15 protein-coding genes, 1 tRNA gene, 5 rRNA genes, 1 other RNA gene and 1 other annotated feature (1 of these 23 only partly in view) are annotated in these 23,504 nt (G+C 50.2%); of the genes, 19 read left to right on the top strand and 3 right to left on the bottom strand.

The window, feature by feature from the left end; all coding sequences use genetic code 11:
• The 5 genes from AUC31_RS15850 to AUC31_RS15870 form a co-directional block, all read left to right on the top strand.
• Window positions 1-1,759, top strand: a 23S ribosomal RNA gene (locus tag AUC31_RS15850); it begins 1,174 nt to the left of the window's first position.
• 65 nt (window positions 1,760-1,824) lie between these two features.
• A 5S ribosomal RNA gene (gene rrf, locus AUC31_RS15855) occupies window positions 1,825-1,940 on the top strand.
• A gap of 121 nt (window positions 1,941-2,061) precedes the next feature.
• A complete protein-coding gene (locus AUC31_RS15860) occupies window positions 2,062-2,538 on the top strand; it encodes a glutathione peroxidase (RefSeq protein WP_058382260.1) in 477 nt (158 codons plus the stop codon).
• Between the two features lie 104 nt (window positions 2,539-2,642).
• Window positions 2,643-4,106, top strand: coding sequence for an IMP dehydrogenase (gene guaB / locus AUC31_RS15865; RefSeq protein ID WP_058382259.1), 1,464 nt, complete (start codon window positions 2,643-2,645; stop codon window positions 4,104-4,106).
• A gap of 103 nt (window positions 4,107-4,209) precedes the next feature.
• Window positions 4,210-5,499, top strand: a complete 1,290-nt coding sequence (locus tag AUC31_RS15870; protein WP_237150652.1) for a D-alanyl-D-alanine carboxypeptidase family protein — start codon at window positions 4,210-4,212, stop codon at window positions 5,497-5,499.
• Between the two features lie 11 nt (window positions 5,500-5,510).
• Here the strand turns inward: AUC31_RS15870 and pdxR are convergent, their stop codons facing one another.
• Window positions 5,511-6,935 carry a MocR-like pyridoxine biosynthesis transcription factor PdxR gene (gene pdxR, locus AUC31_RS15875; RefSeq protein ID WP_058382258.1) on the bottom strand — a complete coding sequence of 475 codons (1,425 nt, stop codon included), beginning with the start codon at window positions 6,933-6,935 and terminating at the stop codon, window positions 5,511-5,513.
• Between the two features lie 104 nt (window positions 6,936-7,039).
• Here pdxR and pdxS point away from each other — a divergent pair, with 104 nt between their 5' ends.
• The 4 genes from pdxS to AUC31_RS15895 all read left to right on the top strand — a co-directional run bounded on the left by pdxS (window position 7,040) and on the right by AUC31_RS15895 (window position 11,028).
• Window positions 7,040-7,924 carry a pyridoxal 5'-phosphate synthase lyase subunit PdxS gene (gene pdxS / locus AUC31_RS15880; protein WP_058382257.1) on the top strand — a complete coding sequence of 295 codons (885 nt, stop codon included), beginning with the start codon at window positions 7,040-7,042 and terminating at the stop codon, window positions 7,922-7,924.
• A gap of 2 nt (window positions 7,925-7,926) precedes the next feature.
• On the top strand, window positions 7,927-8,532 hold the full coding sequence (gene pdxT / locus AUC31_RS15885; RefSeq protein WP_058382256.1) for a pyridoxal 5'-phosphate synthase glutaminase subunit PdxT: 606 nt from the start codon (window positions 7,927-7,929) through the stop codon (window positions 8,530-8,532).
• An 11-nt stretch (window positions 8,533-8,543) separates the two neighbouring features.
• Window positions 8,544-8,747: a binding site (T-box leader), on the top strand.
• Window positions 8,748-8,813: 66 nt separating this feature from the next.
• Window positions 8,814-10,088, top strand: a complete 1,275-nt coding sequence (gene serS, locus AUC31_RS15890) for a serine--tRNA ligase (RefSeq protein WP_058382255.1) — start codon at window positions 8,814-8,816, stop codon at window positions 10,086-10,088.
• 82 nt (window positions 10,089-10,170) lie between these two features.
• Window positions 10,171-11,028 (top strand): alpha/beta fold hydrolase, encoded by an 858-nt coding sequence (locus AUC31_RS15895; RefSeq protein ID WP_058382254.1) that lies wholly within the window; start codon window positions 10,171-10,173, stop codon window positions 11,026-11,028.
• Between the two features lie 14 nt (window positions 11,029-11,042).
• On the opposite strand, the gene tadA is transcribed toward AUC31_RS15895, so the two are convergent.
• Entirely contained in the window at window positions 11,043-11,534 is a 492-nt protein-coding gene (tadA, locus tag AUC31_RS15900; RefSeq protein WP_157073514.1) for a tRNA adenosine(34) deaminase TadA, read from the bottom strand.
• A gap of 163 nt (window positions 11,535-11,697) precedes the next feature.
• Between tadA and AUC31_RS15905 the strand changes: the two genes are divergently transcribed.
• Both AUC31_RS15905 and AUC31_RS15910 read left to right on the top strand, forming a co-directional pair.
• Entirely contained in the window at window positions 11,698-12,336 is a 639-nt protein-coding gene (locus tag AUC31_RS15905; RefSeq protein ID WP_058382253.1) for a deoxynucleoside kinase, read from the top strand.
• On the top strand, window positions 12,333-13,007 hold the full coding sequence (locus AUC31_RS15910) for a deoxynucleoside kinase (protein ID WP_058382252.1): 675 nt from the start codon (window positions 12,333-12,335) through the stop codon (window positions 13,005-13,007). The genes AUC31_RS15905 and AUC31_RS15910 overlap by 4 nt, the downstream gene beginning before the upstream one ends.
• 178 nt (window positions 13,008-13,185) lie before the next feature.
• On the opposite strand, the gene AUC31_RS15915 is transcribed toward AUC31_RS15910, so the two are convergent.
• Window positions 13,186-13,278 (bottom strand) — tRNA-Ser (locus tag AUC31_RS15915).
• Between the two features lie 181 nt (window positions 13,279-13,459).
• Between AUC31_RS15915 and ffs the strand changes: the two genes are divergently transcribed.
• From ffs to AUC31_RS15955, 8 genes are all read left to right on the top strand, one after another.
• Window positions 13,460-13,725, top strand: an RNA gene (gene ffs, locus AUC31_RS15920) — signal recognition particle sRNA large type.
• A 152-nt stretch (window positions 13,726-13,877) separates the two neighbouring features.
• Window positions 13,878-15,614 (top strand): DNA polymerase III subunit gamma/tau, encoded by a 1,737-nt coding sequence (gene dnaX, locus AUC31_RS15925; protein ID WP_058382251.1) that lies wholly within the window; start codon window positions 13,878-13,880, stop codon window positions 15,612-15,614.
• 29 nt (window positions 15,615-15,643) lie between these two features.
• Window positions 15,644-15,964, top strand: a complete 321-nt coding sequence (locus tag AUC31_RS15930) for a YbaB/EbfC family nucleoid-associated protein (RefSeq protein WP_058382250.1) — start codon at window positions 15,644-15,646, stop codon at window positions 15,962-15,964.
• A 13-nt stretch (window positions 15,965-15,977) separates the two neighbouring features.
• Window positions 15,978-16,577 carry a recombination mediator RecR gene (gene recR / locus AUC31_RS15935; RefSeq protein WP_058382249.1) on the top strand — a complete coding sequence of 200 codons (600 nt, stop codon included), beginning with the start codon at window positions 15,978-15,980 and terminating at the stop codon, window positions 16,575-16,577.
• Window positions 16,578-17,056: 479 nt separating this feature from the next.
• A 16S ribosomal RNA gene (locus AUC31_RS15940) occupies window positions 17,057-18,607 on the top strand.
• 186 nt (window positions 18,608-18,793) lie between these two features.
• Window positions 18,794-21,726 (top strand): 23S ribosomal RNA (locus tag AUC31_RS15945).
• 65 nt (window positions 21,727-21,791) lie between these two features.
• Window positions 21,792-21,907 (top strand): 5S ribosomal RNA (rrf, locus tag AUC31_RS15950).
• Together the 16S, 23S and 5S rRNA genes form the textbook arrangement of a ribosomal RNA operon.
• A 143-nt stretch (window positions 21,908-22,050) precedes the next feature.
• A complete protein-coding gene (locus AUC31_RS15955; RefSeq protein WP_058382248.1) occupies window positions 22,051-23,469 on the top strand; it encodes an aminotransferase class I/II-fold pyridoxal phosphate-dependent enzyme in 1,419 nt (472 codons plus the stop codon).
• Window positions 23,470-23,504 lie beyond the last annotated feature (35 nt).

The following is a 23,504-nucleotide window of genomic DNA, read 5'->3' on the forward strand; positions in this document are numbered from 1 at the left end:
ATGTACCGGGGCTAAACGGATTACCGAAGCTGTGGATGGACATCGTAGATGTCCGTGGTAGGAGAGCGTTCTAAGGGCGTTGAAGTCAGACCGGAAGGACTGGTGGAGCGCTTAGAAGTGAGAATGCCGGTATGAGTAACGAAAGACGGGTGAGAATCCCGTCCACCGAATGCCTAAGGTTTCCTGAGGAAGGCTCGTCCGCTCAGGGTTAGTCGGGACCTAAGTCGAGGCCGATAGGCGTAGACGATGGACAACAGGTTGATATTCCTGTACCACCTCCCCGCCGTTTGAGCAATGGGGGGACGCAGAAGGATAGGGTGAGCGTGCCGTTGGTTGTGCACGTCCAAGTTGTGAGATGAGAAACGAGGCAAATCCCGTTTCTATACAACATCAAGCAGTGATGGCAAGAGGTTTACCTCAGAGTCCCTGATTTCACACTGCCAAGAAAAGCCTCTAGCGAGGCGGGAGGTGCCCGTACCGCAAACCGACACAGGTAGGCGAGAAGAGAATTCTAAGGTGAGCGAGTGAACTCTCGTTAAGGAACTCGGCAAAATGACCCCGTAACTTCGGGAGAAGGGGTGCTCTGGTAGGGTGTTACAGCCCGAGAGAGCCGCAGTGAATAGGCCCAGGCGACTGTTTAGCAAAAACACAGGTCTCTGCAAAACCGTAAGGTGACGTATAGGGGCTGACGCCTGCCCGGTGCTGGAAGGTTAAGGGGAGTGCTTAGCGCAAGCGAAGGTGCGAACCGAAGCCCCAGTAAACGGCGGCCGTAACTATAACGGTCCTAAGGTAGCGAAATTCCTTGTCGGGTAAGTTCCGACCCGCACGAAAGGCGTAACGATCTGGGCACTGTCTCAACGAGAGACTCGGTGAAATTATAGTACCTGTGAAGATGCAGGTTACCCGCGACAGGACGGAAAGACCCCGTGGAGCTTTACTGTAGCCTGATATTGAATTTTGGTGCAACTTGTACAGGATAGGTAGGAGCCAGAGAACCCGGAGCGCCAGCTTCGGGGGAGGCGTCGGTGGGATACTACCCTGGTTGTATTGAACTTCTAACCCACAAGCCTTAGCGGCTTGGGAGACAGTGTCAGGCGGGCAGTTTGACTGGGGCGGTCGCCTCCTAAAGAGTAACGGAGGCGCTCAAAGGTTCCCTCAGAATGGTTGGAAATCATTCGCAGAGTGTAAAGGCACAAGGGAGCTTGACTGCGAGACGGACAGGTCGAGCAGGGTCGAAAGACGGACTTAGTGATCCGGTGGTTCCGCATGGAAGGGCCATCGCTCAACGGATAAAAGCTACCCCGGGGATAACAGGCTTATCTCCCCCAAGAGTCCACATCGACGGGGAGGTTTGGCACCTCGATGTCGGCTCATCGCATCCTGGGGCTGTAGTCGGTCCCAAGGGTTGGGCTGTTCGCCCATTAAAGCGGTACGCGAGCTGGGTTCAGAACGTCGTGAGACAGTTCGGTCCCTATCCGTCGCGGGCGCAGGAAATTTGAGAGGAGCTGTCCTTAGTACGAGAGGACCGGGATGGACACACCGCTGGTGTACCAGTTGTTCTGCCAAGAGCATCGCTGGGTAGCTATGTGTGGCCGGGATAAGTGCTGAAAGCATCTAAGCACGAAGCCCCCCTCAAGATGAGATTTCCCATTGCGCAAGCAAGTAAGATCCCTCAAAGACGATGAGGTAGATAGGTTCGGGGTGGAAGCGTGGCGACACGTGCAGCTGACGAATACTAATCGATCGAGGACTTAACCAATAAACTGAAACGCGAGTTTCCCACAATGTCGATTTATCCAGTTTTGAGCGAACAAGCTCAACAAGTCCAGTGATGATGGCAAAGAGGCCACACCCGTTCCCATCCCGAACACGGAAGTTAAGCTCTTTTGCGCCGATGGTAGTTGGGGGTTTCCCCCTGTGAGAGTAGGACGTCGCTGGGCAAGTAGAAAGGCCGTTACCGGTTCATTCCGGTAACGGCCTTTTTTGTATGAAAATTTTTCTTATTTCTTGTGAAGATAGTTTTTCAAAGGTAGGCTAAAGATAAGGAGAGGTGGAGTGAAGATGAGTAATCTATATACTTATGAAGTAAAGCAAGCGGATGGCAACATGGAACAGCTAGAAAATTTTAAAGGAAAACCGTTGGTTATTGTCAACACAGCAAGCAAATGCGGGCTAACTCCGCAGTTTGAGGGTTTACAGCATCTGTATGAGAAATATAAAGATCAAGGTTTAGAAATTCTCGGGTTTCCTAGTGGTCAATTCAATGATCAGGAATTCCACACGCAAAAGGAAACACAGGAGTTTTGTCGTAAGAATTACGGAGTGAGCTTTCCCGTCTTTTCTAAAATAGACGTAAATGGAGAACTTGCTGATCCACTTTTTAAGTATTTGACTTCTTGGGGTACAAATGACGTAAGTGGAGAGATTAAATGGAACTTTACTAAGTTTCTAATTGATCGCCAAGGAACCATTATTCAGCGTTACGAACCTCAGGTTGAACCAGAACAAATGGAGAAAGATATACAGAAAATTTTATGATCCATTAGTCGGAATAGTTTTACTTTTATCAGTTTCTTGACACCCCCTGAAACCGCTGATAACCTTACAATAATATTCAAAAGGAAGCAGGAGGCGTGTCAATTATGTGGGAATCAAAATTTCTTAAAGAAGGGTTAACCTTCGATGATGTATTGCTAGTGCCAGCTCATTCAGAAGTGTTGCCGAAGGATATTGATTTGTCAGTAGAACTGACGCCGAAAATCAAGCTGAACATTCCAATTATCAGCGCTGGGATGGACACTGTGACGGAAGCAAAAATGGCTATTTCAATGGCGCGTCAAGGCGGCCTAGGGGTCATTCATAAAAACATGAGCATCGAAGAGCAGGCTGAACAGGTAGTGACTGTCAAACGTTCGGAAAATGGCGTTATTACAGATCCTTTCTACCTGACTCCTCAGCACCAGGTTTACGATGCTGAACATTTGATGGGGAAATACCGTATTTCGGGTGTGCCGATTGTTCAAAGTGAAGAAGATCTTACTTTGGTGGGCATTATCACTAACCGCGACCTCCGCTTTATCCAGGATTACTCTTTAGAAATTAAAGACGTTATGACGAAAGAGAAGTTAGTGACGGCTCCGGTCGGTACTACTCTAGAAGATGCTGAAAAAATTCTTCAGCAATACAAAATCGAGAAGTTGCCGATTGTGGATCAGAACGGCATGCTAAAAGGCCTTATTACTATCAAGGACATCGAGAAAGTGATCGAGTTCCCGATTGCTGCAAAAGACGCCCAGGGACGGTTGCTTGCTGGCGCTGCTGTTGGTGTTACGTCGGATACGATGAAACGCGTTGAACAATTGGTGAAAGCTCATGTCGATGTCGTGGTCATTGATACAGCCCATGGTCATTCGGCAGGCGTATTGAACATGGTCAGCCAGATCCGCGATGCCTATCCTGAACTGACGATTGTGGCAGGGAATGTGGCTACTGCAAGTGGAACGAAAGCTTTGATTGAAGCTGGTGCTGATATCGTAAAAGTGGGCATTGGACCAGGTTCTATTTGTACAACACGCGTTGTTGCCGGTGTAGGAGTACCGCAAATTACAGCTGTTTATGATTGCGCTACTGAGGCCCGTAAACATGGCAAAGCGATTATCGCTGATGGGGGCATTAAGTTCTCAGGCGATATCATCAAAGCGCTAGCTGCAGGCGGACATGTCGTTATGCTTGGCAGCTTGCTTGCAGGAACAACTGAAAGCCCAGGAGACACAGAAATCTTCCAAGGCCGCCGTTTCAAGACCTACCGCGGCATGGGATCGATTGCTTCTATGGAAAAAGGATCGAAAGACCGTTATTTCCAAGATGAAGCGAAAAAATTGGTGCCGGAAGGAATTGAAGGGCGCTTGCCTTATAAAGGGCCTCTTACAGATACGATCCACCAATTGCTTGGAGGCATTCGTGCAGGTATGGGTTATTGTGGAACAAAAGATTTGGCGACACTCCGTGAAGAAGCACAATTTATCCGCATGACGGGTGCAGGATTGATCGAAAGTCATCCGCATGATGTACAAATTACAAAAGAATCACCGAATTACTCAATGTAAGACGAGAAGCCTCTCTAAGGATTCCTAGAGAGGCTTTTTTTCGTTTTGCTTTCAGAGAGTATGATAAAATAGCAAAAGGAATGAATTGATGGAGGACAACTGAGTGAAAAGTTTAGTGAAATGGGTTCAGATATTGATGGTAATGGCTGTAGCTCTGATGATTGTGATGCCGAATCGCGTGCAGGCGGAAGAAACTGTTCCGGTGTTGGCGGATGCGGCCATTGTCGTAGATGCAGAGACCGGACAAATTTTATACGGACAAAATGATGAAGCCGTCCTTGGTATTGCTTCTATGAGCAAAATGATGAGTGAGTACCTTTTGTTTGAAGCGATCGAGCAAGGTATCGTCAGTTGGGACGATGAATATGAAGTGACGGATTATAGCCACCGGATTTCGCAGGATTTACGCTTGAGCAATGTTCCGCTGCGCCGGGATGGTTCCTATACGATGAAGGAGTTATATGAAGCGATGGCGATTTACTCGGCGAATGCGGCGACGATTGGCATTGCTGAAACGATTGCGGGTACTGAGAAAGAGTTTGTCCAGATGATGAATGATAAGGCGAAGGAAATGGGTATTGAAGATGCACATTTCGTCAATTCAACTGGCCTTAATAATTCATTTCTATTGGGCATGCACCCTGAGGGGACGGGAGAAGATGAAGAAAATACGATGTCTGCCCGTTCGGTTGCCATACTGACTAAAGCCTTGCTGGATGATTACCCCGAAATTCTGGATACTGCTAAAATTCCAGAATTGATGTTCCGGAAAGGAACGCCTGACCAGATCCGCATGGTCAATTGGAATACGATGCTTCCTGGGATGGACCATGAATATGAAGGCGTGGACGGTTTGAAAACCGGAACGACGGATTTTGCGGGCCATTCCTTCGCAGGGACTGCCAAACGTGACGGAATCCGGTTGATTGCGATAGTGATGAAAGCGGTCGATGCTGAAGGAGAAGGTTCCTACGATGCTCGTTTTGATGCAACGCGTGCATTACTAGATTACGGCTTTGGATTTCAAGAAACGGAGATCATGAAAGCAGGCCAGCAATTTATGGGGCAGGAATCCCTCCCTGTTGCAAAAGGTGAAAAAGAGCAAGTAGCGATAGCGGTTAAAGAACCGGTTCGTTTGCTGGTCCCGTCTGCTCAGCAAGAGGCGTACCGCACCGAGCTTGAATTGACAGAAGGAGCCCCGATCGAGGCAGCTGTAGAGGAAGGCCAACTTGTAGGTAAGGTAAGAGTTTTGGATTCTGAAGACAATGAAGTGGAGTACTTGAAAGGCGAAAAGCTCGCTGCGGATGTAGCAGCGACAGAAACGGTAGAGCGCGCCAATTGGTTTGCCATTTCCATGAAAAGTGCTGCGGATTTCATTAAGGGGTTATTTTGAGAAAAACCAGCTCATCTTTTAGCAGATGAGCTGGTTTTTGTTATATTCCAGCATGCCATCAATTGGCCGATGCCTTGCTGGATTTCGTTTTCGTCAAGTCCTCCAAAACCGAGGACGATTTTTGGTGAAGTTGATTTTTGCTTAAGCAGGTCGTAATTCTGCATCGCGAATACACGGATTCCGGCATCACTTGCCAAGGAAACTAAGTTTTGTTCTGTGCGTTCGGTATCGATGGTCAACACGACATGCATGCCTGCTTGCTCGCCGGAAACAGTCACTAGTGGTTGATAAGGGTCAAGTGCTTGCATCAGGCATTCGAGTTTTTTCCGGTACAGTTTGCGCATGCGGTTTAAATGCCTTGAAAAATGGCCTTTTTGCATGAAGGTCGCGACGATTTGCTGGTCGATGCGCGGTACGGTGGACGTGTAATGCAAAAAGGTCTTGCGGTAGGCGTTCAACAGCCTTGGCGGCAGCACGAGATAAGCGATGCGCAACGAAGGCATGATTGATTTGGAGAAGGTACTTACATAAATGACCCGACCGCCGACGTCCATGCTTTGGAGGGCAGGAATCGGCTGGCTCGTGTAGCGGAATTCACTGTCGTAATCGTCTTCGATGATATAGCGTTCGGGACTTGCGGCTGCCCAGTTCAATAGCTGTGCGCGGCGTGTGGCGCTTAAGATCGAGCCAGTCGGGAATTGGTGGGACGGGGTGACGTAGGCGATGTCGACGCCGGTTTTGTCGAGTTCCTGCACTTCGATGCCGTCTTCATCGACGGCAATTGGGAAGGCCTGTCTGTCATCGTGTTCGAAAATGCTATGGGTTAAGGCGTATCCCGGATTTTCAAAGCCGAAGCTCAAGTTTTTATCGAAGAGCCGGATCAGTAATGGCATCAATTGTTCGGTCCCGGAGCCAACTATGATTTGTTCCGGTTCGCACACGACACCGCGGGATTGGTATAAATAACGGGCGATTTCAGCGCGCAGCGACTCGTCTCCCTGCGGATGGCCAGCGAGCAGGAGTTCATGGTTTTCTTCATCGATTACTTCGCGTGCCGTTTTGCGCCATGTCGGGAATGGGAATGAACGGGTATCGATGCGCGCTGGGTTAAAGTCATATACATAAGTGGGTTTTGGTACATCGCGGATAGCTGTTTCTTCTTGAGGCAGATCCAAATAAGCCAGTTCTTCCACCGGCATCGTGAAAAAGCCTTTTCGCGGGCGTGGTTCAATAAAACCTTCTGCAACTAATTGGGAATAGGCGAGTTCGACGGTGGTCTGGCTGATCTGCAGATAATCCGCCAGTTTGCGCTTGCTCGGCAGCTTGGTATCGACCGCAATTTTACCGGCCGTGATGGCGGTACGGATTTCACGGTAAAGCTGCTTGTATAGTGGAATGGTTGATTGTTTTTGCAATTGGAACATGAGCATATCCATCAGGTTTCCTCCAACTGACCTTTTAAATTAACGTAAACTGAGTCTTTTTATATGGTCACAGTTTATTATACTGGAAACAACCAACAAAAGGGAGGAATTTTCAGATGAGTGAAAAAGGTACAGATCGAGTGAAGCGTGGCATGGCAGAAATGCAAAAAGGCGGCGTTATCATGGATGTGGTCAATGCAGAACAGGCGAAAATTGCAGAAGCGGCAGGGGCGACGGCTGTCATGGCGCTTGAGCGCGTGCCATCCGATATCCGCAAAGAAGGCGGCGTTGCCCGTATGGCGGACCCGCGCATTACCGAAGAAGTGATGAATGCCGTATCGATTCCGGTCATGGCGAAAGCACGCATCGGCCATATTACAGAAGCGCGCGTGCTAGAAGCGATGGGCGTCGACTATATCGACGAAAGCGAAGTACTGACACCGGCGGATGAGGAATTTCACTTGCTGAAAAATGATTACACGGTGCCGTTCGTCTGCGGCTGCCGTAATATTGGGGAAGCGGCACGGCGCATTGGAGAAGGGGCATCGATGCTGCGCACGAAAGGCGAGCCTGGCACAGGGAATATCGTCGAAGCGGTGCGCCATTTACGCCAAGTGAATGCCGAAGTGCGCAATATCGTCGCGATGGGCGAAGACGAATTGATGACAGCTGCGAGAGACTTAGGTGCATCTTATGAGTTTTTGAAAGAAGTGAAATTGCTTGGCCGTTTGCCGGTCGTCAACTTTGCAGCAGGGGGCATCGCGACGCCAGCGGATGCGGCGCTCATGATGGAACTCGGTGCGGATGGCGTTTTTGTCGGATCCGGCATCTTTAAGTCCGACCAGCCGGAACGTTTTGCGCGTGCCATCGTCGAAGCGACAGCTCATTATCAGGATTATGCGTTGATTGCGAAACTGTCGAAAGATCTTGGGCCGGCAATGAAAGGCTTGGAAATGGCGACAATCGGTGCGGCGGACCGCATGCAGGAAAGAAGCTGGTAACGATGAAAATCGGTGTATTGGCACTGCAAGGAGCGGTGCGTGAACATGTACAGGCGATTCAGGCATGCAGCGCGGAGGCTGTCGTGGTGAAGAAAGCAGCCGAGTTGGCAGACCTTGATGGGCTAGTGCTGCCGGGTGGAGAAAGCACGGCGATGCGCCGTTTAATTGACCGTGCGGAGTTGATGGAACCATTAAGAGAATTTGCTGATTCTGGAAAGCCGATGTTCGGCACTTGTGCAGGGCTCGTGCTGCTGGCAAAAGAAATTGAAGGGCAGGAAGCTGCGCATCTCGGTGTCATGGACATGACCGTGGCGCGCAATTCATTCGGCAGGCAAGTGGACAGTTTTGAAGCGGATCTGGACATTGCGGGAATTGACGCGCCCTTTCCAGCAGTGTTTATCCGTGCGCCGCATATCGTGCGTGCTGGTGAGGATGTGGAAGTCTTGTGTGAATATGATGGGCGCATTGTGTTGGCGCGGAGCGGGCCGTTCCTTGGCTGTTCATTCCATCCGGAACTGACCGGTGACCACCGGCTGATGCAGCTGTTTTTGGACATGGTCGAAAACAGGGAACTCTTGCCAACCGCAGCGCACTATAGTAAAATATGAATAATTTCAAAGAAGAAACGTTGATGGGAATAGTAAAGCGCAGTTTTTCTGTAAGAGAGCCGGTGGTTGGTGCAAACCGGTGTCAAACGCGTTTGAATCCACCCCGGAGTTGCATGGCGATGAGCCAGTGCCGGTTTTAATGCCGTTATGTGATGAAGAGGATTGGCTTTTGCCGATCAATCAGGGTGGCAACGCGGGTAGCTCTCGTCCCTTTACCAGGGGACGGGGGCTATTTTTGCGTTGTTTTTTCTTATTTGACGAAGACTTAAGGAGGAATTTCTATGTTGGATATCCGTTTTGTACGGGAAAATTTTGAACAAGTGAAAACAAAGCTCGGAAAGCGCGGGGAAGACATTTCCGTACTCGATGATTTCGAAGCGCTAGACCAGAAGCGTCGTGAACTGATCGTCCAGACCGAGAAGCTGAAAGCGGAGCGTAACGAAGCTTCCCAGCAGATTGCTGTCATGAAGCGCAACAAGGAAAATGCGGACGAGGCGATCGCGAAAACACGCGAAGTCGGCGACCAGATCAAAGCGATCGACGATGAGCTGCGCGAAGTGGAAGTAAAACTCGACTACATCATGATGCGCGTGCCGAACGTTCCGCACGACAGCGTGCCGTTCGGCGATTCTGAAGACGATAATGAAGAAATCCGTACATGGGGCGAAAAGCCGGAGTTTGGCTTTGAAGCGAAGCCGCATTGGGACATCGCGACCGACTTGAACATCGTCGATTTCGAGCGCGCCGCTAAAGTGACCGGCAGCCGTTTTGTGTTCTACCGCGGGCTTGGCGCACGTCTCGAGCGTGCACTCATCAATTTCATGATGGACCTTCACCAGGAGGAGCACGGCTACGAGGAAATGCTGCCGCCATATATGGTCAACCGCGAAAGCTTGACGGGCACCGGGCAATTGCCGAAATTCGAGGAAGATGCGTTCTTGATCGAGAAGGAAGATTATTTCCTCATCCCGACTTCTGAAGTGCCGGTGACGAACTTCTACCGTGATGATATTTTGACGGCGGATATGCTGCCGCAAGCTTTCGCTTCTTACAGCGCGAATTTCCGCTCTGAAGCGGGTTCTGCAGGACGCGATACGCGTGGCTTGATCCGACAGCATCAATTCAATAAAGTCGAGCTGGTGCGCTTTGTGAAGCCGGAAGATTCTTATGATGAGCTTGAGAAGCTGACGGGACATGCGGAGAAAGTGTTGCAGCTGTTGGGCCTGCCGTACCGCGTCTTGAAGATGTGTACAGCGGATCTCGGCTTTACTGCAGCGAAGAAATACGATATTGAAGTATGGATTCCGACGCAGGAGACGTACCGTGAAATTTCTTCTTGCTCAAACTTTGAAGATTTCCAGGCGCGCCGCGCGAACATCAAGTTCCGCCGCGAAGCGAAAGGCAAGCCGGAATTCGTCCATACGCTAAACGGCAGCGGACTTGCTGTTGGACGGACTGTGGCGGCATTGCTTGAGAACTACCAGCAGGAAGACGGTTCTGTTGCCATTCCTGAAGTCTTGCAACCTTATATGGGCGGAAAAACAACGATCCGCTAAACGAGAAGACCCGAATACATTTCGGGTCTTTTTCTTTGCAGTAAACGGGTAAACAATAAGAAACGTGAAAGGAGCGGTTCAAATGCAAGAAGTGGAATTTCACTTGATTGAAACCAATGGTATTCGTCTGCACACAGCAGTTGCAGGACCGGAAGATGGGGAACTCGTGGTATTGCTTCATGGGTTTCCGGAATTCTCCTATGGATTCCATCATCAAATGGAAGCACTGGCTGCCTCGGGTTACCGCGTTGTGGCACCGGATCAGCGCGGCTATCATTTGAGCGACAAGCCGGAACAAATAGAAGACTACACGATTAATAAGCTAAGCGATGATATTGCCGGTTTGATTGAAGCATTCGGGGAAACTTCAGCGATGGTGATTGGCCATGACTGGGGAGGGGCGGTCTCCTGGCATTTGGCAGCAAGCAAGCCGGACTACGTTAAAAAGCTGATTGCCATCAATATTCCCCATCCGGCAGCCATGCCACGTGTTTTCATGAAAAACCCGCTGCAATGGCTGAAAAGTTCATACATGGCTTTTTTCCAGCTACCGGAAGTGCCGGAGAAGCTGATGGCTGCAAACGATTTCGAATCGATGAAACAGGCGATGAAAGGGACCGCAAGGCTGGATGCATTCACAGACCAAGAACTTGAACGGTACAAAGATGCGTGGAGCCAGCCAGGCGCTTTAACGGGCATGCTCAATTGGTACCGGACAATCCGAAAAGGGAGTCTCCTGCAAATGCCAAAAGCCCCGATGCGCATGCCGGTGCGCATCATCTGGGGTCTCGGCGACCAGTTCCTGTCGCCGATGCTCGCAACTGAAAGCTTAAAGTTCTGTGAGAACGCCGAACTTGTCTGGGTCGGCGAGGCGACGCATTGGGTGCATCATGAGCAGCCGGAGATTGTGAATCGGTTGATCAAGGAATTTTTGGCATAGAAAAACGGAAAACCCTAGGCTTGGGTTTTCCGTTTATTTTTATTGCGTGCGCGCAAATCGCGGAAAAACTGGGTGAGCAGGCCGCCACACTCATCCGCCATGACATTTTCGGTCACTTCGCATTGGTGGTTGAAGCGCTCGTCGTTCAGCAGACGGTACAGCGAATCGACGCAGCCTGCCTTGCTATCGCGCGCACCGTAGACGATATGCGGGATGCGCGATTGCAGAATGGCGCCGGCGCACATCGGGCAAGGCTCTAACGTAACGTAAAGCTTTGTGTCTCCAAGCCGCCAATTGTCGAGTGCTTCACAGGCTTGCTGGATTGCGAGCAATTCGGCGTGTGTCACTGCATTGCGCGTCGTTTCACGTAAATTATGGGCACGCGCGATGATGCGGTCGCCTTGCACGATGACCGCGCCGATCGGCACCTCGCCTTTTTGGGCTGCTTTTTGGGCTTCTTCAATCGCCAGCCCCATAAAATAATGGTCTTTTTCCATTCCGTTCATGATTCATCGCTCCTCGACTTTCAGTGTATCATTTTTTCATCCTGACAAAGCACTACAAAGCCGTGCACAATTTGGAACGCCATTTGGCTCTACTTTTACTTTTGGAGATATGGTAAAATAAATGGCATTGCATTTTACTTGAATCGAAGAAGGGGGACTTCTTGTGCCGGTGCCATTTATCACCGTAGAAGGTCCGATCGGAGTGGGGAAAACCTCGCTGACGAAAGCACTTTCGGAACAACACCAGTTTCAATTGCTGAAGGAAATCGTGGATGAAAATCCGTTTTTGAATAAATTTTACGAAGATATCGAGGAATGGAGCTTCCAGACGGAAATGTTCTTCCTGTGCAATCGCTATAAGCAATTGAGCGATATCCAAAAGAAATTCATCTCCAACCAGGAGCCGGTCGTTGCGGACTATCATATCTTTAAAAACTTGATCTTCGCCAAACGGACGCTCCCTGAAGAAGAGTATGCCAAATACGAAGCGATCTATAAAATCCTGACGGCCGATATGCCGAAGCCGAACATGGTCATTTATTTGCATGCGAGCCTCGACACCTTGATGAAGCGCATTAAATTGCGCGGCCGTGAATTCGAACAGATGATCACGCCTGATTACATGGAGCAATTGTCTGCAGATTACCATGAATTCATCGAACGTTTCGAGCGCGAGCATCCGGAAATTCCGGTACTGCGCTTTAACGGAGACGAACTTGATTTTGTGCAAAACCGTTCCGACCTCGAAGTGATTCTCACTCATGTGGAAGGCACGCTTGAAAAAAGGAGCTTATCAATATGAATGAAAATTTGCGAGACAAGTACGGCATTCCGAAAGATGCCGTCATCACCATCGCCGGAACGGTCGGCGTTGGCAAATCTACAATGACCAAAGCACTTGCAGATTCACTGCAATTCCGTACCTCTTTTGAAAACGTAGATGGCAACCCGTATCTTGATTTGTTTTACGACGATTTCGAGAAATGGAGCTTCCACTTGCAAATCTATTTCCTGGCAGAGCGTTTTAAAGAGCAAAAGCGGATGTTCGAATATGGCGGCGGCTTTATCCAAGACCGCTCGATTTACGAAGACACCGGCATTTTCGCGAAAATGCACCAGGAAAAAGGCACGATGAATGCAGTGGATTACGAGACCTATACCAACCTATTCGATGCGATGGTCATGACGCCCTATTTCCCGCATCCGGATTTATTGATTTACCTCGAAGGATCGATTGAAGACATTCTCGGGCGCATTCAAGAGCGCGGCCGTGCGATGGAACAGCAGACGCCTGTTGAATACTGGCTGGAAATGCACGAACGCTATGAGCGCTGGATCGATTCGTTCAACGCGTGCCCCGTGCTGCGCCTCAACATCAATGACTACGATTTGATGAACGACCCCGATTGCTCGGAACAAATCGTAGAACGCATCGGCAAGTTTATGCAGCAGACCGCTGTGTTGAAACGCTAAAAAAGCGGAGACAATTGTCTCCGCCTTTTTTATTTCCCGGGAAATAAGCCAATAAAAAACCCACAGGAAGAATCCTGTGGGCTATATCGTAATATTCGGACATATTGATGGGAAGAAAAATTCGTTGCTTACACAACGAATCAACCTCATATCTACATGCGCGTAGTTATTCAAAAAATGGAGGAGGAAGAGGGATTCGAACCCCCGCGGGATTTGACTCCCCTGTCGGTTTTCAAGACCGATCCCTTCAGCCAAACTTGGGTATTCCTCCGTGTTGGACAAGATATAATTTATCACGGATTTAAAAACCCGTCAACAGTTTTGAAAGAAAAAATGCGTTTTTTTATGGAGAGTGATAAATAGACCGGTTTATGGAGACAATCCCCGCCTGTTTTACGCGCTATTAACTTTATGTTTGATTTTTCCTCCAGCACTCCGTATACTAGTAAATGCCGTGCTAGGTGGGAAGGTAGCGGTGTCCTGTAACCTGCAATCCGCTCTAGCAGGACTGAATTCCTTTCTGAGGCTGTTTGTATGCAAGGTCTGCCTCATGCACGTAGTGTTGACATCTGGGTCCTGCGCAATGGAAACCCATGAACCATGTCAGGTCCGGAAGGAAGCAGCATTAAGTGGTACTTTCTATGTGCCGCGGGGTTGCCTAGATCGAGCCAACGACATGAGTAACGTTTGTGTACAGCAGTCGAAGAAAGGTGCACGGCTTAACCTAAATGATCCAAACCTGTCCGCAGCTTGCGGGCAGGTTTTTTTCTGTCCAGAATGTGTGGCGCCCGGTGAAATGATTCGGGAACAAGGCCCTTTTATGGTATAATGAAAGGACGGAACAAAGACTTTTTAAAAGGGGAGAACAAGGTGGCGTATCAAGCTTTTTACCGTGTGTACAGACCGCGGACTTTCTCGGAAATGACCGGCCAGACGCATGTCAAACAAACCCTTCAGAATGCTCTCCTTTATGATAAAACGACCCACGCGTATTTATTCTCAGGCCCTCGGGGTACCGGGAAGACGAGTGCGGCGAAGATTTTCGCTAAAGCGCTGAATTGTGAACAAGCCCCAGCAGCGGAACCGTGCAATGAATGCTCTTCTTGTCGGAGCATCGACGAAGGCTCGAATACAGACGTCATCGAATTTGATGCGGCTTCCAATTCACGGGTCGAGGAAATGCGGGAAATTATCGAGAAAGTTCGTTTTTCTCCAGCTAACTCCCGGTTCAAAGTTTATATCATTGATGAAGTGCATATGTTGTCGAACAGCGCTTTCAACGCGTTGTTGAAAACATTGGAAGAACCGCCGGAACACGTCGTCTTCATTTTGGCGACGACCGAGCCGCATAAATTGCCGCTGACGATCATTTCCCGTTGCCAGCGGTTCGATTTCAAATCGCATACACAAGCGGACATCGTCGCGCGAATGATCACCGTCTTGGAAGATGCTAAGATTCCTTATAATGAGCAAGTGTTGAAAATCATCGCCCAGGCAGCAGCGGGTGGTATGCGTGATGCGCTCAGCTTGCTCGACCAAGTGGTGTCGTTCAGTGGAGATGAAATGACCATTGAAGATGCGCTTCTGGTCACCGGCTCTATCAGCCAGGACATGTTTTACGGCATTGCCGAAGCGCTGTTGAAGAAAGACGTCGGCCAAGCGTTGACCTTGCTCGAGCAATTGGTGCGCGACGGCAAAGACCCGGTGCGCTTAGTGGAAGATTTCATTACCTTCTTCCGCGACCTATTGCTGATCCAAACAGCACCTGGGTTGCGCGACATGCTGGAGCTTGCCGCTTTCGAACCGCGTTTCGAAGAACTGGCAGAACAGTTTGAAGCGTCGACACTTTATGACTGGATCGATATTTTAACAAAGACCCAGCAGGAGATGCGCTTCTCCAACCATACGAAAATCTATATGGAAACCGCACTTCTGAAAATGGTGCAAGCAGACGCCCCCGTCCAAACCATCGGGGCGGGTGCACCGTCTCCTGAACTGGAAGCGAAAGTCGCGAGCCTCGAGCAATTGGTACGCGAACTTCAGCAACAAATGAAGGAAGGCGGCGGCTCGAATAATGCGGCGCCTCAAGCCGAGCAGAAAAAGCGGCAGCGTTCGCAAAGCGCCTTTAAAATTCCAACTGGCCGCATTCAGGAAGTGCTGAAGAATGCAACGAAACCAGATATCCAGGCGATCAAAACTAATTGGGCCACCGTGATGGGGCAACTGCAGCGCTCGCATTCGGCATTGCTTAACGATGCCGAGCCGGTAGCGGCATCCCCGGATGCTTTTGTGTTAAAATTCAAGTATGATATTCATTGCCAGATGGCTTCTGAAAATCAGACTTTTGCTGCAGCGTTTAGCCAATTGCTCGAGCAGTATACGGGCAAGGCTTACACGCCGGTTTACGTGCCGGACGCCAATTGGCTGAAGATCCGTGAAGAGTTTATCCGCAACGGCGGCTTGAAAAATGAAGGCGACGCGCAGGAACCGGAAGGACAGGAAGAGAATCCGTTTTCCGGTGACGGCGCAAGCCCTGAAGAAGATCCATTCGTCTCTGAGGCGGAGCGGCTCTTCGGCAAGGATTTCGTTGAAGTCCATGATGATTAACGAATACAAAATTTGAGGAGGAACCAATTATGCGTGGTGGAGGAAATATGCAAGGTATGATGAAGCAAATGCAAAAAATGCAAAAACAAATGGCGGAGGCTCAAGAAGAGCTCGGTACATTGAAATTTGAAGGAACAGCAGGGGGCGGAATGGTCAAAGTAACCGTTTCCGGCCATAAAGAAGTTCTTGATATCGCATTGGATCCGGCAGTCGTAGACCCGGAAGATGTTGAAATGCTGCAAGATACATTGATCGTTGCAACAAACGAAGCGTTTAAAAAAGCGGACGAGCATGCGAATTCCACAATGGGGAAATTCACGAAAGGCTTGAATATCCCAGGCATGTTCTAGGAGGTAAGCGATAATGCACTACCCGGAACCTATTTCCAAATTGATGGAGAGTTTTATGAAGTTGCCAGGGATCGGGCCGAAAACAGCGGCCCGGCTGGCATTTTTTGTGCTCGGCATGAAAGAAGACACCGTGCTTGATTTTGCGAAAGCATTGGTCGACGCCAAACGCAATTTGAGCTTTTGCTCAGTCTGCGGCCACATTACGGATGTCGACCCGTGCCAGATTTGCCAGGATACAAGCCGCGACCGTTCGATGATCTGTGTGGTCCAGGATCCGAAAGACGTCATCGCGATGGAAAAGATGCGCGATTACACGGGTCTTTATCACGTACTGCAAGGTGCCATTTCACCAATGGATGGCATCGGGCCGGAAGATATCAACGTACCATCACTTTTGACCCGTCTTCAAGACGAGCAAGTAAAAGAACTGATTTTGGCGACGAACCCGACGATCGAAGGGGAAGCGACCGCTATGTATATCTCACGGCTAGTAAGGCCATCCGGCATCCGGACGACGCGTATTGCTCACGGACTTCCAGTTGGAGGCGACTTGGAGTATGCGGATGAAGTCACATTATCCAAAGCTCTCGAAGGCCGACGCGAACTTTCCTAAGCTCTTGATAAATGGTAAATATTCTGACAAATAATGATATTTGTATAATTATTCCGTTTGATTTTAATGAAAGCTTATTATAGAAGGAAGTTGTTTAATCCATCTGTTTCAGATGGGTGAACAGCTTCTTTTTTTGTATGAAAAGAGTGGCGGGAATCAAGAAAGGTTTTTAAATATAATTTAATTTACCAAAAGTGTTGACTTTCTAAAGGGTGTGCTTTAATATAGTAAGAGTCGTCAGGAACGACAGCAAACATGAACCTTGAAAACTGAACAGCAAAACGTCAACGAAAGACGTCACGAGCGCCTTGGCGCGCGAACGGCTTTTGCGATGGTCGCCTTTGGGCGATCGGAGCAATCAGCCATTCCGACCTTCGGTGTTCGTGACTTACTTACTGATCAGCTTCGGCAGATCAAGCGAATCGCGCGTCTTTTAGACGGCGATACGCCAGCAACTATTGAGCAATCAATACTACTCTATAATGGAGAGTTTGATCCTGGCTCAGGACGAACGCTGGCGGCGTGCCTAATACATGCAAGTCGAGCGGAGATAGTGGAGCTTGCTCCATTATCTTAGCGGCGGACGGGTGAGTAACACGTGGGCAACCTGCCCTGCAGATCGGGATAACTCCGGGAAACCGGTGCTAATACCGAATAGTTTGCGGCCTCTCATGAGGCTGCACGGAAAGACGGTTTCGGCTGTCACTGCAGGATGGGCCCGCGGCGCATTAGCTAGTTGGTGAGGTAACGGCTCACCAAGGCCACGATGCGTAGCCGACCTGAGAGGGTGATCGGCCACACTGGGACTGAGACACGGCCCAGACTCCTACGGGAGGCAGCAGTAGGGAATCTTCCGCAATGGACGAAAGTCTGACGGAGCAACGCCGCGTGAGTGAAGAAGGTTTTCGGATCGTAAAACTCTGTTGTGAGGGAAGAACAAGTACCAATTAACTACTGGTACCTTGACGGTACCTCACCAGAAAGCCACGGCTAACTACGTGCCAGCAGCCGCGGTAATACGTAGGTGGCAAGCGTTGTCCGGAATTATTGGGCGTAAAGCGCGCGCAGGCGGTCCTTTAAGTCTGATGTGAAAGCCCACGGCTCAACCGTGGAGGGTCATTGGAAACTGGGGGACTTGAGTGCAGAAGAGGAAAGTGGAATTCCACGTGTAGCGGTGAAATGCGTAGAGATGTGGAGGAACACCAGTGGCGAAGGCGACTTTCTGGTCTGTAACTGACGCTGAGGCGCGAAAGCGTGGGGAGCAAACAGGATTAGATACCCTGGTAGTCCACGCCGTAAACGATGAGTGCTAAGTGTTAGGGGGTTTCCGCCCCTTAGTGCTGCAGCTAACGCATTAAGCACTCCGCCTGGGGAGTACGGCCGCAAGGCTGAAACTCAAAGGAATTGACGGGGGCCCGCACAAGCGGTGGAGCATGTGGTTTAATTCGAAGCAACGCGAAGAACCTTACCAGGTCTTGACATCCCGCTGACCGCCTAGGAGACTAGGCTTTCCCTTCGGGGACAGCGGTGACAGGTGGTGCATGGTTGTCGTCAGCTCGTGTCGTGAGATGTTGGGTTAAGTCCCGCAACGAGCGCAACCCTTGATCTTAGTTGCCAGCATTCAGTTGGGCACTCTAAGGTGACTGCCGGTGACAAACCGGAGGAAGGTGGGGATGACGTCAAATCATCATGCCCCTTATGACCTGGGCTACACACGTGCTACAATGGACGGTACAAAGGGCTGCAAACCCGCGAGGGGGAGCCAATCCCAGAAAACCGTTCTCAGTTCGGATTGCAGGCTGCAACTCGCCTGCATGAAGCCGGAATCGCTAGTAATCGCGGATCAGCATGCCGCGGTGAATACGTTCCCGGGCCTTGTACACACCGCCCGTCACACCACGAGAGTTTGTAACACCCGAAGTCGGTGGGGTAACCCTTACGGGAGCCAGCCGCCGAAGGTGGGACAGATGATTGGGGTGAAGTCGTAACAAGGTAGCCGTATCGGAAGGTGCGGCTGGATCACCTCCTTTCTAAGGATTATATCGGAACCGATCTTCGGATCGGGTTGACGTTTTGCGTTCAGTTTTGAAGGTTCACTCCGCAAGGATTGACTTTCAAACTTGTTCTTTGAAAACTGGATAGATCGACATTGATTAAGAAACAAGCATCAAGTAGCGTGATCGCTTTGCGATCAACTTATTTTTTTGACCCTCAGTGGTTAAGTTAATAAGGGCGCACGGTGGATGCCTTGGCACTAGGAGCCGAAGAAGGACGGCACTAACACCGATATGCCTCGGGGAGCTGTAAGTGAGCTGTGATCCGGGGATTTCCGAATGGGGAAACCCACTGTTCGTAATGGAGCAGTATCCATGTGTGAATACATAGCACATGAGAAGGCAGACTCAGGGAACTGAAACATCTAAGTACCTGAAGGAAGAGAAAGCAAATGCGATTCCCCAAGTAGCGGCGAGCGAAACGGGATCAGCCCAAACCAGAAGGCTTGCCTTCTGGGGTTGTAGGACACTCTATACGGAGTTACAAAGGAACGGATTAAGCGAAGCGACCTGGAACGGTCCGCAAGATAGGGTAATAGCCCCGTAGCTGAAAGTTCGTTCCCTCCAGAGTGGATCCTGAGTACGGCGGAACACGAGAAATTCCGTCGGAATCCGGGAGGACCATCTCCCAAGGCTAAATACTTCCTAGTGACCGATAGTGAACCAGTACCGTGAGGGAAAGGTGAAAAGCACCCCGGAAGGGGAGTGAAATAGATCCTGAAACCGTGTGCCTACAAGTAGTTAGAGCCCGTTAATGGGTGATAGCGTGCCTTTTGTAGAATGAACCGGCGAGTTACGATTGCATGCAAGGTTAAGGTGAGAAGCCGGAGCCGCAGCGAAAGCGAGTCTGAATAGGGCGAGTGAGTATGCAGTTGTAGACCCGAAACCAGGTGATCTACCCATGTCCAGGGTGAAGGTAAGGTAACACTTACTGGAGGCCCGAACCCACGCACGTTGAAAAGTGCGGGGATGAGGTGTGGGTAGCGGAGAAATTCCAATCGAACCTGGAGATAGCTGGTTCTCTCCGAAATAGCTTTAGGGCTAGCCTCAAGATAAGAATCCTGGAGGTAGAGCACTGTTTGGACTAGGGGCCCATCCCGGGTTACCGAATTCAGACAAACTCCGAATGCCAGTGATTTATGCTTGGGAGTCAGACTGCGAGTGATAAGATCCGTAGTCAAGAGGGAAACAGCCCAGACCACCAGCTAAGGTCCCCAAATATCCGTTAAGTGGAAAAGGATGTGGCGTTGCTTAGACAACCAGGATGTTGGCTTAGAAGCAGCCATCATTTAAAGAGTGCGTAATAGCTCACTGGTCGAGTGACACTGCGCCGAAAATGTACCGGGGCTAAACGGATTACCGAAGCTGTGGATGGACATCGTAGATGTCCGTGGTAGGAGAGCGTTCTAAGGGCGTTGAAGTCAGACCGGAAGGACTGGTGGAGCGCTTAGAAGTGAGAATGCCGGTATGAGTAACGAAAGACGGGTGAGAATCCCGTCCACCGAATGCCTAAGGTTTCCTGAGGAAGGCTCGTCCGCTCAGGGTTAGTCGGGACCTAAGTCGAGGCCGATAGGCGTAGACGATGGACAACAGGTTGATATTCCTGTACCACCTCCCCGCCGTTTGAGCAATGGGGGGACGCAGAAGGATAGGGTGAGCGTGCCGTTGGTTGTGCACGTCCAAGTTGTGAGATGAGAAACGAGGCAAATCCCGTTTCTATATAACATCAAGCAGTGATGGCAAGAGGTTTACCTCAGAGTCCCTGATTTCACACTGCCAAGAAAAGCCTCTAGCGAGGCGGGAGGTGCCCGTACCGCAAACCGACACAGGTAGGCGAGAAGAGAATTCTAAGGTGAGCGAGTGAACTCTCGTTAAGGAACTCGGCAAAATGACCCCGTAACTTCGGGAGAAGGGGTGCTCTGGTAGGGTGTTACAGCCCGAGAGAGCCGCAGTGAATAGGCCCAGGCGACTGTTTAGCAAAAACACAGGTCTCTGCAAAACCGTAAGGTGACGTATAGGGGCTGACGCCTGCCCGGTGCTGGAAGGTTAAGGGGAGTGCTTAGCGCAAGCGAAGGTGCGAACCGAAGCCCCAGTAAACGGCGGCCGTAACTATAACGGTCCTAAGGTAGCGAAATTCCTTGTCGGGTAAGTTCCGACCCGCACGAAAGGCGTAACGATCTGGGCACTGTCTCAACGAGAGACTCGGTGAAATTATAGTACCTGTGAAGATGCAGGTTACCCGCGACAGGACGGAAAGACCCCGTGGAGCTTTACTGTAGCCTGATATTGAATTTTGGTGCAACTTGTACAGGATAGGTAGGAGCCAGAGAACCCGGAGCGCCAGCTTCGGGGGAGGCGTCGGTGGGATACTACCCTGGTTGTATTGAACTTCTAACCCACAAGCCTTAGCGGCTTGGGAGACAGTGTCAGGCGGGCAGTTTGACTGGGGCGGTCGCCTCCTAAAGAGTAACGGAGGCGCTCAAAGGTTCCCTCAGAATGGTTGGAAATCATTCGCAGAGTGTAAAGGCACAAGGGAGCTTGACTGCGAGACGGACAGGTCGAGCAGGGTCGAAAGACGGACTTAGTGATCCGGTGGTTCCGCATGGAAGGGCCATCGCTCAACGGATAAAAGCTACCCCGGGGATAACAGGCTTATCTCCCCCAAGAGTCCACATCGACGGGGAGGTTTGGCACCTCGATGTCGGCTCATCGCATCCTGGGGCTGTAGTCGGTCCCAAGGGTTGGGCTGTTCGCCCATTAAAGCGGTACGCGAGCTGGGTTCAGAACGTCGTGAGACAGTTCGGTCCCTATCCGTCGCGGGCGCAGGAAATTTGAGAGGAGCTGTCCTTAGTACGAGAGGACCGGGATGGACACACCGCTGGTGTACCAGTTGTTCTGCCAAGAGCATCGCTGGGTAGCTATGTGTGGCCGGGATAAGTGCTGAAAGCATCTAAGCACGAAGCCCCCCTCAAGATGAGATTTCCCATTGCGCAAGCAAGTAAGATCCCTCAAAGACGATGAGGTAGATAGGTTCGGGGTGGAAGCGTGGCGACACGTGCAGCTGACGAATACTAATCGATCGAGGACTTAACCAACAAACTGAAACGCAAGTTTCCCACAATGTCGATTTATCCAGTTTTGAGCGAACAAGCTCAACAAGTCCAGTGATGATGGCAAAGAGGCCACACCCGTTCCCATCCCGAACACGGAAGTTAAGCTCTTTTGCGCCGATGGTAGTTGGGGGTTTCCCCCTGTGAGAGTAGGACGTCGCTGGGCAAGTAGAAAGGCCGTTACCGGTTCATTCCGGTGGCGGTCTTTTTTGTGTTGTTTTTGTAAAAACGCAGCCCAGCTTTTCGAAAAGATGCGGCGTCCGGTATAATGGAATAAACTATGAATGAAAACGTGAGGATGCAAAGATTATGACTCAAAGACGTCCAGTGGTGGATGCATTATTGGAATTTCAGAGAAGACGGCCGATTTCGTTTCACGTTCCAGGCCATAAAAATGGCCTGCTATCGGGTTTACCGAAAGAATTGAAAGCGGCACTTGCCTATGATATGACAGAGTTGGAGGGCCTTGACGATTTACACGCCCCGAATGCGGCGATCAAGGAAGCGGAAGATTTGCTGGCAGGTGCGTATGGTTCGAAAAAAAGCTACTTTCTGGTGAACGGTTCAACTGCAGGAAACCTTGCGATGATCCATGCGGTCTGCGGAGAAGGCGATTCAGTAATTGTGCAGCGCAATTCGCATAAATCGATTTTCCATGCGCTTGAACTGGCCCATGTAAAACCAGTTTATGTAGCACCTGAATGGGATGAGGCGTCCAAAAGCGCTGCAGCTGTCGCCCTTTCTTCAATAGTGGCTGCCATGGATGAATATCCGGAAGCGAAAGCGGTCGTTTTGACATATCCAAGTTATTATGGCGTGGCCTCTTCTGAACTAGAGGCAATTATTGAATTTTGCCATGAACGTAGAATTCCCGTGCTGGTCGATGAAGCGCATGGGGCGCATTTAGCAGCGGGCGAGCCGTTCCCGGTGAGTGCATTGGCATATGGAGCCGATGTGGTGGTTCAGTCCGCACATAAAACTTTACCGGCTATGACAATGGGCTCGTATCTTCATATAGCAGGAGAGCTGGTAGAGGAAAGAATGATCGGGAAGTATTTGCGAATTTTTCAATCAAGCAGCCCTTCCTATCCCATTATGGCGTCTCTTGATGACGCGAGGGCATATATCCAAAATTATTCTGTTCATGATAAGCGCGATTTTCTTGAAAAACGCCTTTATTTCATTTCCAGTATCAGGCGGATCCCTGCACTTGAAGTAGTGGAGACCGACGACCCGCTGAAATTATTGCTGCGGGTCGAAAACAGAGGGGGCTTTCAGCTGAAAGCGGCATTGGAACAAACGGGTGTTTATGTGGAATTAGCAGATCTGTTCCAGGTGCTGTTGATCTTGCCGCTGTCAAAACCTTGGCATGCTTATCCGTATGCCGAAATACGCAGCCGCATCAAAGAAGCTGTGCACAGTGTGCGTTTATTGGAGAAACGTGTTCCAGAATTTCGACCTGGCTATCCCAAACCGGTGACAGTGCCCGAGCTATCGTTTGAGGAAGTGGATTTATCGGTGCAGGAATGGGTGCCTTACACGAGGGCGATTGGCCGGATCTCATCGGCTATGGTAACGCCTTATCCGCCAGGCATTCCGCTGGTAACGGCAGGGGAGAAGTGGACTGTCGAAAAAGTGGAGGAGCTGTCGGATTATCTAGGAGCTGGTGCGGAGATACAAGGGGAACACCGTTTGTCGGAAAAGCTGGTTTCAGTTATCCCGTGGTGAGTAGAACGAATGCTTGGGTGGTATACAATAGCATA

The sequence above is a fragment of the Planococcus rifietoensis genome (assembly GCF_001465795.2).
GTDB classification, from domain to species: domain Bacteria; phylum Bacillota; class Bacilli; order Bacillales_A; family Planococcaceae; genus Planococcus; species Planococcus rifietoensis.

What these genes read in the sequence shown, in the direction of transcription:
- AUC31_RS15860 (WP_058382260.1), top strand. Translation starts at nt 2,062, where the DNA reads ATGAGTAATCTATATACTTATGAAGTAAAGCAAGCGGATGGCAACATG.
- guaB (WP_058382259.1), top strand. Translation starts at nt 2,643, where the DNA reads ATGTGGGAATCAAAATTTCTTAAAGAAGGGTTAACCTTCGATGATGTA.
- pdxR (WP_058382258.1), bottom strand. Translation starts at nt 6,935, where the DNA reads ATGGATATGCTCATGTTCCAATTGCAAAAACAATCAACCATTCCACTA.
- pdxS (WP_058382257.1), top strand. Translation starts at nt 7,040, where the DNA reads ATGAGTGAAAAAGGTACAGATCGAGTGAAGCGTGGCATGGCAGAAATG.
- pdxT (WP_058382256.1), top strand. Translation starts at nt 7,927, where the DNA reads ATGAAAATCGGTGTATTGGCACTGCAAGGAGCGGTGCGTGAACATGTA.
- serS (WP_058382255.1), top strand. Translation starts at nt 8,814, where the DNA reads ATGTTGGATATCCGTTTTGTACGGGAAAATTTTGAACAAGTGAAAACA.
- AUC31_RS15895 (WP_058382254.1), top strand. Translation starts at nt 10,171, where the DNA reads ATGCAAGAAGTGGAATTTCACTTGATTGAAACCAATGGTATTCGTCTG.
- tadA (WP_157073514.1), bottom strand. Translation starts at nt 11,534, where the DNA reads ATGAACGGAATGGAAAAAGACCATTATTTTATGGGGCTGGCGATTGAA.
- AUC31_RS15910 (WP_058382252.1), top strand. Translation starts at nt 12,333, where the DNA reads ATGAATGAAAATTTGCGAGACAAGTACGGCATTCCGAAAGATGCCGTC.
- AUC31_RS15930 (WP_058382250.1), top strand. Translation starts at nt 15,644, where the DNA reads ATGCGTGGTGGAGGAAATATGCAAGGTATGATGAAGCAAATGCAAAAA.
- recR (WP_058382249.1), top strand. Translation starts at nt 15,978, where the DNA reads ATGCACTACCCGGAACCTATTTCCAAATTGATGGAGAGTTTTATGAAG.
- AUC31_RS15955 (WP_058382248.1), top strand. Translation starts at nt 22,051, where the DNA reads ATGACTCAAAGACGTCCAGTGGTGGATGCATTATTGGAATTTCAGAGA.